This window comes from Natronosalvus rutilus, assembly GCF_024204665.1.
Taxonomy (GTDB): Archaea; Halobacteriota; Halobacteria; order Halobacteriales; family Natrialbaceae; genus Natronosalvus; species Natronosalvus rutilus.
In genome coordinates this window covers 1,308,433-1,324,430 of the sequence record NZ_CP100355.1, presented here as the reverse complement: position 1 = coordinate 1,324,430, position 15,998 = coordinate 1,308,433, and the positions used below count along the sequence as shown (strand labels likewise).

13 protein-coding genes and 1 tRNA gene are annotated in these 15,998 nt (G+C 56.3%); 7 read left to right on the top strand and 7 right to left on the bottom strand.

Annotated elements, in window-relative coordinates; genetic code table 11:
- The first annotated feature begins 514 nt into the window (after positions 1-514).
- On the top strand, positions 515-847 hold the full coding sequence (locus NGM29_RS06365; protein WP_254159598.1) for a DUF5789 family protein: 333 nt from the start codon (positions 515-517) through the stop codon (positions 845-847).
- A 304-nt stretch (positions 848-1,151) separates the two neighbouring features.
- Here NGM29_RS06365 and NGM29_RS06360 read toward each other — a convergent pair whose 3' ends face one another.
- Positions 1,152-2,453 (bottom strand): hypothetical protein, encoded by a 1,302-nt coding sequence (locus NGM29_RS06360; protein WP_254159597.1) that lies wholly within the window; start codon positions 2,451-2,453, stop codon positions 1,152-1,154.
- A 394-nt stretch (positions 2,454-2,847) separates the two neighbouring features.
- Here NGM29_RS06360 and NGM29_RS06355 point away from each other — a divergent pair, with 394 nt between their 5' ends.
- Entirely contained in the window at positions 2,848-3,366 is a 519-nt protein-coding gene (locus NGM29_RS06355) for a DUF21 domain-containing protein (RefSeq protein ID WP_254159596.1), read from the top strand.
- 105 nt (positions 3,367-3,471) lie between these two features.
- On the opposite strand, the gene NGM29_RS06350 is transcribed toward NGM29_RS06355, so the two are convergent.
- The 4 genes from NGM29_RS06350 to NGM29_RS06335 all read right to left on the bottom strand — a co-directional run bounded on the left by NGM29_RS06350 (position 3,472) and on the right by NGM29_RS06335 (position 10,792).
- Positions 3,472-5,475, bottom strand: coding sequence for an RNA-guided endonuclease TnpB family protein (locus NGM29_RS06350; RefSeq protein ID WP_254159595.1), 2,004 nt, complete (start codon positions 5,473-5,475; stop codon positions 3,472-3,474).
- Between the two features lie 116 nt (positions 5,476-5,591).
- A complete protein-coding gene (locus tag NGM29_RS06345) occupies positions 5,592-6,260 on the bottom strand; it encodes a metal-dependent transcriptional regulator (protein ID WP_425499252.1) in 669 nt (222 codons plus the stop codon).
- A gap of 168 nt (positions 6,261-6,428) precedes the next feature.
- Complete coding sequence (locus tag NGM29_RS06340; RefSeq protein ID WP_254159592.1) at positions 6,429-9,707, bottom strand: ATP-binding protein; 3,279 nt, start codon at positions 9,705-9,707, stop codon at positions 6,429-6,431.
- A gap of 920 nt (positions 9,708-10,627) precedes the next feature.
- Positions 10,628-10,792, bottom strand: a complete 165-nt coding sequence (locus NGM29_RS06335) for a hypothetical protein (protein ID WP_254159591.1) — start codon at positions 10,790-10,792, stop codon at positions 10,628-10,630.
- 323 nt (positions 10,793-11,115) lie between these two features.
- Here NGM29_RS06335 and NGM29_RS06330 point away from each other — a divergent pair, with 323 nt between their 5' ends.
- From NGM29_RS06330 to NGM29_RS06315, 4 genes are all read left to right on the top strand, one after another.
- Positions 11,116-11,481, top strand: a complete 366-nt coding sequence (locus tag NGM29_RS06330) for an HNH endonuclease signature motif containing protein (protein WP_254159590.1) — start codon at positions 11,116-11,118, stop codon at positions 11,479-11,481.
- A 261-nt stretch (positions 11,482-11,742) separates the two neighbouring features.
- Positions 11,743-12,024, top strand: a complete 282-nt coding sequence (locus tag NGM29_RS06325) for a PadR family transcriptional regulator (RefSeq protein WP_254159589.1) — start codon at positions 11,743-11,745, stop codon at positions 12,022-12,024.
- A gap of 267 nt (positions 12,025-12,291) precedes the next feature.
- A complete protein-coding gene (locus tag NGM29_RS06320; RefSeq protein ID WP_484549578.1) occupies positions 12,292-12,684 on the top strand; it encodes a DUF8162 family protein in 393 nt (130 codons plus the stop codon).
- Positions 12,685-12,860: 176 nt separating this feature from the next.
- On the top strand, positions 12,861-13,700 hold the full coding sequence (locus NGM29_RS06315; protein ID WP_256548188.1) for an ABC transporter permease subunit: 840 nt from the start codon (positions 12,861-12,863) through the stop codon (positions 13,698-13,700).
- 105 nt (positions 13,701-13,805) lie between these two features.
- Here the strand turns inward: NGM29_RS06315 and NGM29_RS06310 are convergent, their stop codons facing one another.
- Entirely contained in the window at positions 13,806-14,654 is an 849-nt protein-coding gene (locus NGM29_RS06310) for an ABC transporter permease subunit (protein ID WP_254159586.1), read from the bottom strand.
- Complete coding sequence (locus NGM29_RS06305; RefSeq protein WP_254159585.1) at positions 14,651-15,601, bottom strand: ABC transporter ATP-binding protein; 951 nt, start codon at positions 15,599-15,601, stop codon at positions 14,651-14,653. Before NGM29_RS06305 ends, NGM29_RS06310 begins: the two co-directional genes overlap by 4 nt.
- Before the next feature lie 273 nt (positions 15,602-15,874).
- Between NGM29_RS06305 and NGM29_RS06300 the strand changes: the two genes are divergently transcribed.
- Positions 15,875-15,964 (top strand) — tRNA-OTHER (locus tag NGM29_RS06300).
- Positions 15,965-15,998 lie beyond the last annotated feature (34 nt).

Here is a 15,998-nt window from a genome sequence, read left to right as displayed (position 1 = left end):
TGCGTCTCGAACCGATTATGCACGTTTGACGCCTTGAGCCCTGCAGCTACCCAGCGAGTACCGATCACGAAATGGACCTCGCTCGTCCATCAGTCTCGGCATTCACTAAAACATACGCGAATGCTCCCTAACCGCCTCGAGAAGCCCCTTATTCGACGATTAGGACAAAAGTCATACGCTCGAGGGGAGATTCTTATCGTGAAACCGTTCCTAGACTATCTTCATAATCGGCCTTCGAAGAGAGACCAAACCTATTCTTCCGGACGCAGAACCCGATTATGAGTTATTTGAAACGCGATTAGCACGTTTTGTTGTAACCCTCAGTAGATAACAAGAGTTGTCTGCTGAATACAGAGGATATAGTCAGCCCATCGACCTTGTTTAGTTCTCCACACTGGGCAGAACCAACCGACTCACATGGATACGAATGTACCGATCCCAGGAGAGGTCTGTAGAGGCGGTCGCACCGATGAGCGACCACACCGTTATCCGAATCGATCCCCTATTGCACGCGATGGCAGATGACAAACAGGGCCAGGACAAACAAGCAGATGACGAAGAGCGACGCCAGCAAGAGCGAGAAGTTGAGGAAGCACGTACCCGGGCCGATGAGGCCGAACCGATACGCAACGACACTGTTGAGCAGCTTGATGACCTTGATGAAGCACTCGAAACCCATGACTATCCAACCACGACGGATGACTTGATCGAGGCCTATGGCGACTATGAAATCGAAACGCAGGATGGATGGGAATCCCTTGATGAAGTGCTTGGCCCAACCGACAACCAAACGTACGTTTCCGCCGATGACGTTCGAAGCCGGATACTGGGACGCATACGTCGCTGATGAATACGCCCCAATCACCCCGCGCCTCGCCAATCGGGCATTCCTGTCTCTAATACGTACCTCCTCTGTTCTGAGCGATCACCACCTTCGAAACCCGAATTGAATCTCGTACAACATTCTCGCCCTGTACTGAGCGATCCCCGACTTTCGGAGATCGACTTTCATCTCGTGCGACATTCGTGCCCTGTATTCAGCAGCGTCTGAATTACCTACTAAGTTGCCACCAGGACAGGCGTGCTGGATATAGAGTAGACATGCCTGCGATAACGTCCTCCGGGTAATCGTTCCCGAATGTGAGAGGCGATCAAGACGGGCTTTCCTCTTCGTGCCATCGCTGCATGTGCTCGGCGTGGGTATCGAGGTACACACCGGCTTTGAAATGCGCGTCGTAGTAGTTCGTATCAATATGGTGTGCCTGGACGCAACCGGGCAGCACCATCGTCGGCACTGTCCCCGGGAACTTCCCGTGTTTGTCGTAGACGTACTGGGCGATTTCGCCGAGGCACTCGACCGTCTCGTCGTCGTATGGCTCGATAGAGCGCTTCACCGCCTCGCTGTCCTCCCACGGACCAGGCGTCGCCGGGTCGTAGGTGCCGCCCGGGCCGAACTTTCGCTCGACGAGTTCGTCGACCGCCGCGTGCATGTCCGGATAGTAGGGTGGACAGAGGCCCTCGTACCGGTCGTCGAGGCCCACTGGGTTCGGTACAGTCCAGTCCTCATTGTCGACGAACCGGAACCCGAGCCCGTCGAGATCGTCACGCATCGGGGCACCGAACAGGCTCAGTTCGTTGATCCCCGCAAAATACAATCCGCCAAGTCCCATCGCCTGCATCGTAAGCACCATGTTGTGTGCCATGAACGCCAGCTCGGCACAGTTCTGTTCCAGAGTGGCGCGTTCGAGGAAGGACAGCGGGAACGCCTTATCGGCGTCCAACAACCCCAATTCGATGTACGGCCCGAGGTCGCCGGCCGGTTCACCGATCTCGTCATCCATGATCACGTAGCCGTTCTCGACGAAAAGACAGAGGAGCGCCAGCATCTCTTCGCTGGCATCGCCGACGGGCATGAACAGCGTCGACCCCGGCGTGTTGGTCCACCAGTGGTTCGGTTCGAGCATGTGGCCGGACTCGGCGGGGATGTCCACCCGCTCGTCGTCGAGTTTCTCAGTGTGCGCTCTGGCCACTGCCATAATGCGTCCAGCGTCGTCTTCGAGGTCCATTGCCTCGCGGAGTCGGCTCGGTTCGACGCTCCGGGTGTTCGTTAGGTATGTGCCGTCGTCGTCGGTATAGAACAGGACCGGTGTGCCGATCCCGGCCGCCGTCGGTGCCGTTCGACCGGTCAATCGGACCGAGAAATCGGTGTGTTCGTCCGGCCGATGCGGGCCGAACGGAATCCCGTAGTGCCACCCGCTCACCCCGATTCCGGCAGCGACGAGGACCGATTGCTCGAGGTCGGATAATGGAAGCGGGTCAGCGTCCGATTCGAACGCCAGCGGCCCCGAGGGGATCGACAGGCCACGACCGAACCGACGGGACCGTCGCCCGAAAATGGCCTGAAGCAGTGGATACTCGAGCAGTTCGGTAAGGGATTGTGTGGTGTCAGGCATGATGACTCCTCAATGGGTTACCAGACATCGATTGTAGTGAGAGCATTTGCAGGTCTGGCAATGTGCTGTCCGCCATGGGTTAGTTAACCTCAATTCTACTATGAGAACCAGTCACATAACGCCACTCCGTGAAACATCTGCAGGGGTTGAACAAGATGCCTATTTGACTAGGGAAACAGTGTGCTAGGGATCAGTCCGCTGATGAACGATAGATGCCTACTATCCAGCAGTTGCTGACCGTCCTGCTCAGATTCTGTCAGAAGGCGCGTGCTGAATACAGAGGGTACAGCACGATTGCTGTGTTTGTTTCACGTTGAGAAAGTTGGACCACCCGCTCACTACGCTTGCAAACCAACCACCGGTATTCATACACCTACCTTTGTATGAGCCAAACATGAGTACATACTTGTTCTTGGTACCGTCCCTTATCGCAGTCGTGATTCTATTGTCATTGAGTGCATTCTTTTCCAGCAGTGAGTCAGCGATCTTTTCGCTCCCGGATGAATGGGTGGAGACTACTCCCGAAGACAGTACACGAGATAGTCGTACACTCCAACAACTCCGTGCGAACCCGCATCGACTCCTCGTCACACTGCTGGTCGGGAACAACCTCGTTAACATCGCCATCACCAGCATCATCACACTTCTTGTTGCACGGTTCGTTCCCCCTGGGTTCGCCGTCGTAATAGCAACACTCAGCGTCAGCGTTCTAATCCTCGTCTTCGGAGAAATCGTGCCGAAATCGTACGGGCTCGGCCATGCAGAGTCCTGGAGTCTCCGCGTCGCCCGCCCGATTTCGTACGTCGAACGCGCACTGGGTCCACTCGTTGCGTTGTTCGATACCGTCACTCGGTGGCTGACGACGCTTATTGGGGGCGACCCACATGTTGAGAAACCATATCTTGACGACTGAGCGGCCATACTCTCCACAGGTTGTATCGACCAATCTGTATCGCCGCTTCTCACTGAACGAGGAGTGACCGATTCGCGCTCTGTATTCAGCATAACTGCGTGAAGTTTACCCCGCGTGCGGTGACGCGGGGCGTCCTGCGTTTCGCGACGGCAGGCTTCCTGTTTCTACGACGCGACTTGCAGATACCTCACGGGTATCCACAGCGGTTGCAGTCTCCGCAGGCGTTGATTCGGACTCTCCCAGCCCTAACAGGACGTCAAGAGAATAGTCGACCCCCAACTCCTTCAACCCCAACTTCTGCACTTCAAACGCCGCGTTCCTATCGCGGTCGGCCTCGAATCCGCACGCTGGGCACGAGTGTTCACGTACCCACAGTGGCTTCGCGGTCTCCACGCTACACTTTGCACAGCGCTTCGTCGTCCCCTCAGGAGGCACGGTGATAACGTGACAGCCGTTCTTTCGGCCGTGGCGTTTGAACGTTTGAATCGTCTCATACCATGACATCAATGCGATGTTTCGCCAGTTCGATGACAAGCGGAGTAATCCTCGGGTATTCAGGTCTTCGAGAAACACGGCGTCGAACTCGCGGGTGTATGCCCGAGCGAGTTTCTCGCGGAAGTCCTTGAACTTGTTTTGCAAGTCTTCGTATGCTTCGGCGAGTCGCCGCCGCGCTTTCTCCCAGTTGTTCGACCCGTGGTCTTTGCCTGAGAGTTCGCGGTGGCGCTTGTCAATGCGTTTGATGTCCTCGCTGAACTCTGGCGGCGTCACAGCGATTCCGTCCGAGTCGTGCGTGAACGCGAGGATGCCAAGGTCGATGCCCACCGTGTCCTCGACGTCAATGGTCGAGGGCTCGGGTGGCTCTGGATACTCTGGTTCCGTATCGAGGACGATACTGACAAACCATTTTCCCGATTTCTCCTGCTTGAGAATGACCTGTTTGATGTTGGCGTCGTCGGGAAGTGGACGGTGATATTCGATGTCGAAGGTGCCGATTTTCGAGAGTTCCAGCGTCGCATGTCCATCCCGGCCCGTGTTACTATCCACGTCAAAGCCGGATTGGTTGTACGTGACACTACGGAAATCGTGTGGCCGCTTCCACGTCAAGCCACCCACGTTATGCCCTCGCGTTTCGAGTTCGTCGAGTGCGTCTCTCGCCCAGTAGATGCGCCGCACTGCCATTTGCAGGGCTTTCGAATGCGCTTCGACCCACTTGGGGAATTCGCGCTTCCACTCAGGAAGCTTGTTTTGTAGGGTTGTGTACGTTGGTTTGTCGTGTTCGGGAGCCGGGTTGTAGTACTGGGTGAGCGCATGGTTGTAGACTTCCCGGTTGAGATTGATTTGATAGAGTGCTGACTCTTTGTCTTCTTCAGTTTCAGGGTGCGCTCGGTACTTGACCGTCGGCTCCACTTCGACGATGATCGTCCCGTAGAGGCCGCGGTGGATGTGTTCTTTCAGCGGCATTGCGTGGCAGTGATAGAAGTGCATCCCCGTTGGCTGGGCGATCCATTCATAGGTGAACGATTCACCCGGTTCGAGTGCCCCAGGGCCGTTCTGGGGTACACCGTCCATCGTCGGATCGAGATTTCGAAGGTGCGGGTGGATCGTATGGGCGTGGCGACTTCCATTGGCGAACTTCACCCGAATGAGATCGCCTTCAACGACTCGAAGCGTAGGCCCAGGAACCTGCCCGTTGAACGCCCACGCGTCGAACTCGATCCCGGGCGCAATGGTAATCGGAACATCGACAGCCGTGAGTTCGAACTCTCGTACAGTTCGTCCGTCCTCCTCGTAAGCATCTTGTTGAACGTTCTCCTGGCCGTTTTGTCCCGTATTGAACGCCGTGAGGTATTCGTGTGGGTCGAAGTCAGCGTCCTCAAATTCGCCGACGACTCCGTGTCCGCCGTGCCCATCGTGATCATCGTCCCCTCCACTGCTCAGTGCGCTTCGACCGACGCCAAACGCAGCGCTGCCAGCGACCCCAATACCGCCGAGGACGGAGCGTCGCGTGGCGGTTACATCTGACTGGAGTCGCTCAACCAGTCGTCGTTCGAGTGTTCGCGTTACCTCTTCGGCTGTCCCGTAGTCTACAGAGGGCATTCGCCCCTCCATTTCCCCAATCGTGGTTCGGTCATTGCTAGATGATTGCACCCACTCACCCATAGTTTTGACCGTTCTAAACTTAGTCTTCGTCTAATCTAATAAAGAGAGAGAATTCGTCACGCTGTTTATTCATCTACAGGACGGACACGAATTGAGCGGGCTACCTCTTTTGGGACCGAAACGGACTCTGTGTGATTATTCAATTGAAGTGTGATCATACCGAACGGGGCGATCTCGGTGATTGTGGCCTGGATTCCAGGTCTGATCCCTATTTTAGTCAGATACGAAAGCGTCTCTTTGTCTTGGTCGCTCACCCGTGTAACCAGTACTCGATCGCCTACTGCATGTTCTATGAGCCTGCGTGACTGATCGATATCCGGGACCGAAAGCTCCGGCCCAGGTATCGGATCGCCGTGTGGGTCTGTCGTTGGTTCACCGAGAAGTTCGGTGAGTCGCTCGGCAAACTGATCGCTGATGTGGTGTTCGAGTCGATCCGCTTCCTCGTGAACCTCACTCCAATCGTATTCGAGATGGTCAGCAAGATACCGCTCTAAGAGACGATGATGACGAATGACTTCGAGTGCGATTGGCTCACCGGTTTTCGTCAGTTGTACGCCGTGGTACGGTTCGTGTTCGACGAGACCATGGTCAGCCAATTTCTTGATCATGCTTGTCGCAGTTGGCGGTTTTACGCTGAGGTATGTCGCTAAATCAGAAGTAGAGACTGCGCCAGCCGTTTCCGACTGAAGAATATAGATCGCCTTGAGATAGTCCTCCATGCTATCGCTCAAGATCATAATGGGTATTAGACGGGGCTAAATTATAAATTGTTCCCCTCAAAATACGCCATTCTGGACACCTTCTTTCACTAGACCCTGCCGCCAAACGGTCTGTGTGAACTACCCCACCCTACTCGCTCCCTGCGTTGCTCCTTGAGGAAGGATACTTAGCGCCTAATCCAGTTAAAACTGCTCTCGAAGCCAATCTGCAGGGTAGATAGCGGTCATCCCTGGAGTATCGATGCGGAACTGCTGGGGTGGCGTCGTCTTGGCGTAGGTTTTCTCGACGCGAGGCTCACCCACTAAAGGATCGTTGAGCGCAGAAAGCACCTTGTGACCATCGACCTGTTTCATAACGACCCAGATAGCTTCCTCAGGCTCACACGAAGCCATCTTATCGAAGTCTTCGGGAACGGCCCTATGATAATCGTTGTTGATCCGTTCGACTTCGGCAGTGACGACGATCTCACCATCGGCGTCGATACCTGCGAGGTCGAGTCGATGTTGATCGTCGAGGTCGTAGTATGGAATCACCTCCATAACACTCGAGTCAGCACTCTGGGCGTACGCCGCTTCCAGATACTGGCGAGTGACCTCGATGCCGAGGACGTGCTGGCTGGACTCTTCGAGGTCGCCAACGCCGTGGCCATAGTCGACGCCGCGTCGATAGCTCTCACCGATGGCAGCCCGACCGTCCGACGAAACAGTATAGAGCCGGTGTGGATGATCGGTATCGTGACGAAGGACATCCGCCTCGAGTAGTGGTGTGACGTCGTCGTTATCGATGCCGACGTACTCCTGGAGCCTGAGCATCGAATCAGAGAGGATGTCGTACTCGAGGGGATCGTATCGCAGCTGCTGGGCGTTGTAGACCGCCTGTAAGAACAGGAGTTGTCGATCACTCCACTCGGAGGCTTCGCGTTCGGCTGGCGTGAGTTTGAGATTGATTTCACAGACCGGAATATCGTCGGCATCGACGCCCTCGAGGGAGTGACAGCACTCGATCGCTCGCTTCATCCCCTCGATCGTTGGATCGTAGCGATTCTCACAGGCCCCACAACAGAGTGCGTCGATCGCTTCGTCGTAGACCACACAGTCAGGAAATCGCTTCGTATGCGGCAAGAGCGAGTCGACGCGGAGCGACGATTCACTGTGCGCTGGTTCGTCTCCATCAGAATCGTCTGATGAGTCGGTGTGAACAGCCTGTGTCGGTTCTGATTCGTGACCGAGCCCCGAACGTCTCCAGGTCTCGAGAGTGATGGACTCGAAGGCCGCGTCGAAGGCTCGTTTTTGCTCGCCCGTTAGTGGCTCATCGCTCGCTGGATGGCCGCGTGGTGGAGCTAACGAACGGCCAAGAAACGGCCGTGCAGGTGGGGCGCCGAATTCGGCAGCGGGGCGGATGAGCCACTCCCCGTGACGAATCGCAGCGAGCCGTCGCGCTACCTTGCGGGGTGGGACGTCATCAGTCGCCAGCGTCTTCGCGAGGTCGTCTTCGATGCTTACGTTGCCGACGACGAGGGTGCCGATTTCGTTGAGCGCCTCTTCGTACGTCTGGTTCGAGGGATCGGGCGAATCGAGCTGACTCGGAAACTGGACGCCCAGCATGATCGAGAGACCGAAGGACCGACCCTGGGAGAGCAGCGTATCCACCAACTGAGTCGCTGCAACGTCTTTCGCTTCCTCGAGATACAGGTTGACCTGTGGTGGGTTCGGAGGTGTATCCGGGGCTTCAGCGCGGGCTTTCAACGCACTCCACATATTCGAGAGTAAGACGAGCGTGAGCGCTCGCTTGACTCGTTCTTCCATGCCACCGAAATCGAAGATGACGACGCAGTCATCGTCGATAACATCGATGAAATCGAAGTGTGGGTTTCGAGTTTGATCTGATTCACGTTCTGGTTCGATCTGTGTTGCATCGTCAAAACGCAATTCACGACCAGGGTCCTGGACTGAGTCTCCGTGCTCAGCCTCAGACTCGGTGTGAACGTAATCGAACAGCGGCGCCAGTCGATCGTCGGTGGCGATCGTCTCGACTCGAGCAACGGCCCCACCAAGGACCATATTGAAGACGTCGCGATCGCGCTCGAGCAACCCCGCGAAGTACTCCGTGAGACGTTCGTCTGAGGTCGGCGGCGGTGTTCGATCGCTCAGCGTTCGCTGAAGCGCGCTGTACAGATCCTTGTGTGAGATCGCATCCAAACCATGGATGGGGTCGTACAACGCACGCAGGTGATTACGGATGGCTTTTGTCGACTCAGTAGCGCCGTAGTACTGCTCTTCGCCCATGAGCCCCGCGAGAATCTCCTCGTAGTGGCCGGCGATCCGTGATCGGGCTTCCTCTCTAGAGAGACCTGCGTCCAGGAGTGGGCCGATGTCGAACAGCGTGAGCGCAGGGAGCATCTTCGTGAGATCGAAGTACTGGACGGTATCGGCATCGAGGCCACCAGCGGCCGCGTAGTGCGTCTGGAGGTATTCTTCGGCCGTTCCCCCGCCTTTGTAGTCGAACAGGATCTCTGGGCCAGCTGTGGCCGTCGTATTGGACAGCATGGCCCCAGTCGTGAGGACGGATTTCCCAGAGCCAGTATCACCGACGATGAGCAGATGGCGGTCCTGTAGGTCGGGCGGGAGGACGAACCGCTGTGCAGTCGGCTGGCGATCGTCGGTCAACGGACGGCACAGCGCCTGTCCAGTCCCCGTGTACCGAGTGAGTTGGTGTGCTGGCGGGAGCGGTAACCCCGTCCGTTCTGAATGTCGTGTCTCGAGGGCTCGCTGACCGCGTGCAGTAAGCCCGTCTCCGTCGACCAGGCAAAACAGCGGGAGTTCAGAGGCAGACACGACGATTCCAGGACTCTCATACGGCGTCCAGGGGAAGCGATTCCCGAGATCATCGTACGTCGACTCGAGACAGGTTCGATCGATGAGTGTCTTATACAGTTGCGTACCGGGTGGGGTGAGACCCGTGTGGAAGTCGTCGTCGGTGACGACGTGACCTTGAATTTCGTGAAAATCCCCACCGAGATGCCCGAGTGCTCCCGATAGATTGTGGACGGCGGTAGTGGTTTTCGTCGAGTCGCCCCGCGTCAACGCGACTGCTCGGACGGACGTCTGAAAGACGCGTCTGTGATCACGGCGCTCGAGTGCCTCGAGACGGGCTCGATACGCCGGTGTGACCACTCGAGGTTTAGTACGCTCTTCTGGCTCTGGCTGTGGAAACAGAAAATCAGCAATTCGATCACCGATGGTAACGACCTCGCTCTCGAGATCGAACCCATACTCATCTGCAAGCGACTGGAGCGAGCCTGCTGGCTGACACACCACCTGATAGACGATCGGTACGTCGTTCTCACAGAGCGTTTCGACGAGCGGTGCAAGTGGAACACGACGTGATCCAGCATTTTCTGGTTCCCCTCGAGAGTTGTCTATGGAGGTATCGACAAGGTCGTCGACCGTTCGAAACGGCATGAGCCAGTCACGACGTAACTGGGCTCGACCACGATACTCGACGCCTGCAACGAACAGACCCGAGGGTCGAGTATCGGTATCGGGCTCTGTGTCCACCGTAGCGTCGAAATTCTCGATCGAGTCCTCGAGGTCGCGTGGATGCCACTCGACCCGCGTGAGTTCATACGAGTTCGGAAAGACTGTCCGGCAAATCCCCTCGAGATCATCCAGGAATGAATCCTCTGTCGTTCCCACCAGATATCGAATACTCGTATCCGATCGGCCATCAGAGACGAGGAGCCACTCAATGAGAGGCACACTCGAGCGCCCACGAAGAGAATTCCAGATACCTGTAACTGATCGGTCCTGCAGTCGCTTATACAGCGACTCCATCGCCTGTGAAACTGTTTTGGAATGTAATGAGTTCGTCGACGGCCGGATTTCGAGATACGTTCGTGAAGGAGGCGTCTCCGATAGCGGACCATTTGTAGCGATATTCTCGTGTGACCTCTCTGGCGGACGCTCGCTGTGATCAAGAGATGGCTCAGAGCCACGTTGAGTAGGGGTTTCAGAAACAGTATCTGTGTCTTGTTCATGTCCCGCCGATGCGGACTCTGCAGGTGGCGTAGTGTGTTTTTCTGTCGCCATTGTATGCCATCGAAGCTAGCATCGAAACACGGTGTCTTCACTCAGGAGATAGCGATAGAGCGGCCATGTTCGAGTAACTTCAATACCCCGTAACTGGAGTAGGTCGTATTAAATTCGTATTCGAGTTCGTGTGACTGTCACCACAGCCGATAAGCGTGGCTTGGTGACTTGTGTGTGAAATTACGTTCTAACCGATCTACCGCTTTACTCTTTCTCGAGGGGCATCTCCATTCCGTTATCCAACAATACTGACGGGGCGATTGCAGAGGATCCAGTCAGTACCCTCAGCGAGTTCACTCGACCGGTTCGACCGTCTCCTCGCCACAGTGAGGGCAGTGATCATAGTCATCGTCCACTGGCTCCTCACAGGACCGACATACGTACGGCGTTTCCTTACCTTCCATGAACGACTGTTTCGTTTCTTCGAACTTCTCCCCGGCCTTCCTGAATACATCCATTGTTCGTAACAGGCTGGCAACCCGAATAAACGTTGGGACAAATACTCCCGCTTCACCAGCGACGAGCAGTCGAAACGAGGACTATTGACCTCCTCCACGCCCTGAAGGACGTGGAGTCCGACCATCGGATTTCCGCCGAGTGTGGCGTTCGAGGTTTCAACCCGCACTCAAGGGGAACCAGAGACACTCTGGCGAAACTCTCGTTTTCTTCCCTGTATAGGGCTGTGGCCCGGTCAACCAGGTCGTTCGAGAGGCGAAGCCTCTCGTGATCACGAAAATCGAAGATTTTCGAACGACCCCATCGAATCCCATGTCATCGCCGTGTGACGAACAGACCGCGTTCGTCACCGCCCCTTGTCTGTTCGGGGCCGGCATCTCACGGTATTCGTAGCACTTCATGGGACGCAGGGCCACACAAAAACGATTACGGTCGAAATCCGACCCGGCCACCGACAACGGATGTCGCACCAGGCCTACCGCTCGACCTGCGCCTGAAGACGCAGGTATGCGCTCGAAATTCATATCAGGGTCTCCATGTTCATCATATAGTTCCTCGACGTCAGTTTTACCATGAGGAAAAGGGATACGACTATGAACAGGCGAACAACCTAGACAATCTGATTACATTATGTACTGTACACCATGTTGTCTGGGAAAGATGTTCTCCGCTCTGTCCTGATATTCGATAATCTGTTTTAAAGTCGAAATTATGGATAGAGTTGAGACTGGAGGTTTAGTGCCCGATCACCCACTCCCCACCGCCCCACCCACCTCCACGTTCCGGGCTGCTCACGGCCGATGGCCGTTTTCGTTCGAAAGAGCTTCGCTCTTTCGTGATGACGAAAATCTTTGATTTTCGAACCACGCTGCCGGGCTTTCGCTGAATCAGTTCGTGGCAAATATATTCAGCATTCCGAGTATTTAATTGCCCTTTCTACGTAGAATCGGCAATGTACGACCTGACTGGGTTCCAGCGTGACCTCTTGTATGTGGCTGCAGGGCTGGACGAACCGCATGGACTCGCGATCAAAGACGAACTCGAAAAGTACTACGAGAAAGAGATCCACCATGGCCGTCTCTATCCAAATCTTGACACCCTCGTCGACAAAGGACTGATCGAGAAAGGTGAGGCTGATCGCCGGACGAACGTTTACTCTGTGACGCGCCGAGGACAGCGTGAGATCGAAGATCGACGACAGTGGGAAGACCAGTACGTCGAAGATAGTCTATAATCTTGGTGGACTCCAGTCGACAAAGCACGTGCCTTCTGGCAACAGTTCGGTAGTTCGTTGTCCCGCTGACGATACAGGGCGTGAATGCAGCACGAGGCGCAGCTCAATACATCTATCTCTGGATTAATGACCCATATTACCAATTAATGATAACCAGAAAATAGTTACTTTGCTACTCACCTTTTTCGCTATGGTCCTCGAGCGCCTCCTCGGCTGGCTGTTCACCATCCTCCTGTTGCTCATCCCCGGCGCCGTCGCAACGGTCGCCTGACGCCCCTGCTCGCCTCGAGTCGCATACGCTCGCTCTTCGAGCACCTGCCACCCTCCAACTCACTCGTGGTGACCTACCCGCTGTACGGGCTTGCGGGATCGGTGCCCTACGTCATCGGTGTCAACGTGGCGATCGCCCTCGCCGGCGAGAACGGTATCTGGGGCCCGCTAATCCTCGGAGTGACGCTGCTGGTGTCGGTCGCCTACGTGATCGGCCTGCCGATCCTGGGGGCACTCATCTTACCGCGTGTTGGTGTCGACTGGGACCCAAACGGCTACGGCCTCGCGACGTGGGCGCTGTTGGCCATCGGCGGGTTCTGGTACGCGCTGATCTTTGCGATTCCGCTGGCCCTTTTGGGAATCGTGCTCTCACTTCCGAGCGGCTGGTAGAACAGTTGACGAAGTGGAGCGGTGAGCTACCCCGCCCTACTCTCTCCCTTCGGTCGCTCGTTGGGGACCGGGGCTTAGCACCCTCACCGCACTGCTAAAAAAGATGATTTCAACAGAATTGTTTCAAAGTATCTTTGTGCCTACCAGACAGACACCTAACGAGTGAGTGATCCCGCTTGAACGTATTCGTAATATCCAGGAAAGAATTTCTTGACACCGTCCGATCGGGAACGCTGGTACTGGTGGCCGCGTCGTTCGTCCTCTGGGCCACGTTTCTCGCCGGTATCCAGCACATCCCGAACATCCACCAGGATAGCCACTTGCCGAGCAGCACGCTGGTGCTGATGAACAGTATGCAACAATCGGCGGTGTTTTTCGTCCCGTTGATCGGGCTCGGGCTCGGGTACAACGCGATCACCGGTGAGCGCGAGCGCGGAAGCATCAAGTTCGTGCTCAGTCTGCCGAACACCCGACTCGACGTGGTGATCGGCAAATTCGTTGGACGAACGACTGTCCTTTCGGCCTCCGTTCTACTGGCGTATGTCCTCGTCGCCGGTATTTCGCTAGTGACCCTCGATGCGTTCTCACTCGACATTTTCTTGCGCTACACACTCTTGACGCTGGTATACGGGTCAGTGTACGTCGCGGTTGGCATCGGACTCTCGGCGTTCATGAAGTCCAGACAGATCGCGCTCATCGCTGCAGCGTGTCTCTACATGCTGTTCCTGCTGTTCTGGGACGTCTTTCTGGTCTTCCTGCAGTTCCTATTCGTCGGACAGGAACTCCCCGAGAGTGGACTGCCCGAGTGGATCCAGTTCGTCGCCATCCTCAACCCGTCGACGGCGTTCGGATACGCGACGAGGTGGGCTATTCCCGAATTTAACGAATTCGTCCTATTTCCGGAATCCGATGCGTTCTACCTGCAAAATAGGGTCGGCGTCGTCGTGCTCATGGCGTGGATCATCATCCCACTGTGCGTAGGATATGCGCGTTTCAGGCGTACCACTCTCCATTAAGCGTCGACGTCGCCCGCTCACGAGACGTTCTCGAGACGTCACGGGTCGATCCGTGAAACGAGTAGAAAGCAGGTGAGACGATTCGCGGTTTTCGCGACTCGACGATCAACTCAGGATTGCGTTTTTGAAGCGAAGATACCCGAGACTGACCGGGACGGTAATCCAGAGGACCACGATTATCCACGCAAACCAGTTTTCAAGGTAGAACGGGACTTCGCCGGCGACACGGCCGGCAGCGGTGAGATCGAGGTCCCCCGCTCCCGCGAACTCAATGAGGGTCAGCGCGAGGGCACTCAATGCCTGCCCCGGGCTCAGTCGGAGAACGAACAGATACCAGGCGGGCAATCCGTCGAAGCCGGGTAAGTTCCCCTCGACCGCCCAGTACATGGCCATCGGGACGAACTCCCACAGGAAGTCAAAGAGGACGAAAAAGCCCAAAACCCCCGCCAGTGCTTTCGCCCGAGAACTGACGCTGGCTGAGATAGCCACGGCCACCGAAACGTAGACGAGACCCATAATCAGTGAGAAGACCAGGAGGCCGAGATAGTCCGTAACGATGAAACCGTCGTACAGCGCGCCGATCACGACTGCACCGACGAGAAAGCCGATCAGGGTCGGGACGGCGACGACGCCCGCGCGGCCGACGACCTTCCCAAGAACCACATCACGGCGTGTATTTGGGAGACCCAGGAGGAAGCGAATGCTCCCCGATTCTCGTTCGCTCACGATCGCCTGGTAGCCGACGACCAATCCGATGATCGGGACGAGTAAGCCGATCGGTGTAAACAGGAAGTTGAGCGCCTGCTCGAACGTCGGCGTCGTTCCATCAGCAAGCAGATACGGGATTGCTGATACACCGGCGACGAGTAAGACTAATAGGACGGTGAGTGCCCACAACATCATCGACCGACCGGCGTCGGCGAAGTCCTTGCTGGCGATATGCATCCAGCTCATGCGTTGACCTCCGCCGAATTGGTGTTCTCGAGTCGCCCGGAATCCGACGTCGTGAGTGCGGCGAACAGTTCCTCGAGCGACGGCTCCTTCGAGGTGATGTCGGTGATCTTCACACCTCGTTCCTCGACGGCGTTGATGATGGCCGCCTTCTGGTCCGAATCTCGCAGGCTGACGACGATGTCGTGTCCCGAGACCTGTGCGTCCGAGACGCTCGCCATGGATCGGAGAGAGGAGAGGGTTCCGTCCGGCACCGCATCGACGGTGAGGACGAGCCGTGATTCGGCGTCGAACTGATCTTTCAGCGAATCGATCGTGTCCTCGGCGACGAGCTGGCCGTCACGCATGATCCCGACCCGATCACAGATCGCTTCCACCTGTTCCATGATGTGACTCGAGAAGAACACCGTCGCCCCGCGGTCGACCTCCTCGAGGATGATCTGGCGCATCTCGCGGGCGCCGTTCGGGTCGAGTCCCGACGAGGGCTCGTCGAGGATGAGGAGTTCGGGCTCACCGACGAGTGCCATCGCGAGGGCGACGCGCTGTTTCATCCCCGTCGAAAAGCCGCCCGCTTTCCGATCAGCGGCCTCCTGCAGTCCGACTCGCTCGAGCAGTGCATCGGGATCGTTAGTTGCGCCTTTCGTATCGATGGCGAACTGGACGTGCTTTCGCGCGGTCAACCGGTCGTACATGCCGAAATCTTCCGGAAGGACGCCGGTCGCCTGTCTGATGGCGAGCGAGTCGTCGACGATGTCGTGACCGAGAACTGTTGCGGTTCCGGATGTCGGCGGTGTGAATCCGAGGAGCATGTTGATCGTCGTCGACTTCCCCGCGCCGTTCGGGCCGAGGAAGCCGTACACTTCACCTCGCCTGACCTCAAGGTCGAGCCCATCCACGGCCGTAACGTCGCCGAACCGTCGTGTGAGAGAATCTATTTGAATTGCAACCATTTTATCATCAGTATATAAAGAAAGAGCAGAGACAAATAGTTTGGCAACTGGTCGCTGAATCTCGTTTGTAGACGCCGCAGTTATCGTTTCGGTCCGCTATTGCGGAGACTGTACTGTCGATCGAGTCAACACGCAACCATGAAGGGCTGGAATTGCCCCCATCGTAATTGACGTCTGACTCTTCAGGAACCAGAGTAGGCAGGAGATAGTGACTGGCTACTATACCAATAGATAGCCAATTACAAACAAGAATCTCGCCGATGGTCTTCTTGCGGAAGGGTTGCTCAGTGGAAGAGCACCGTGGTGCACACTGTCATCGCGGGGGCCAGTTGGCCTCGTGGCGTTCGAATCCCACCCCTTCCGCTACGTGGTACTTCAGGTCGAACAACCGTCATTC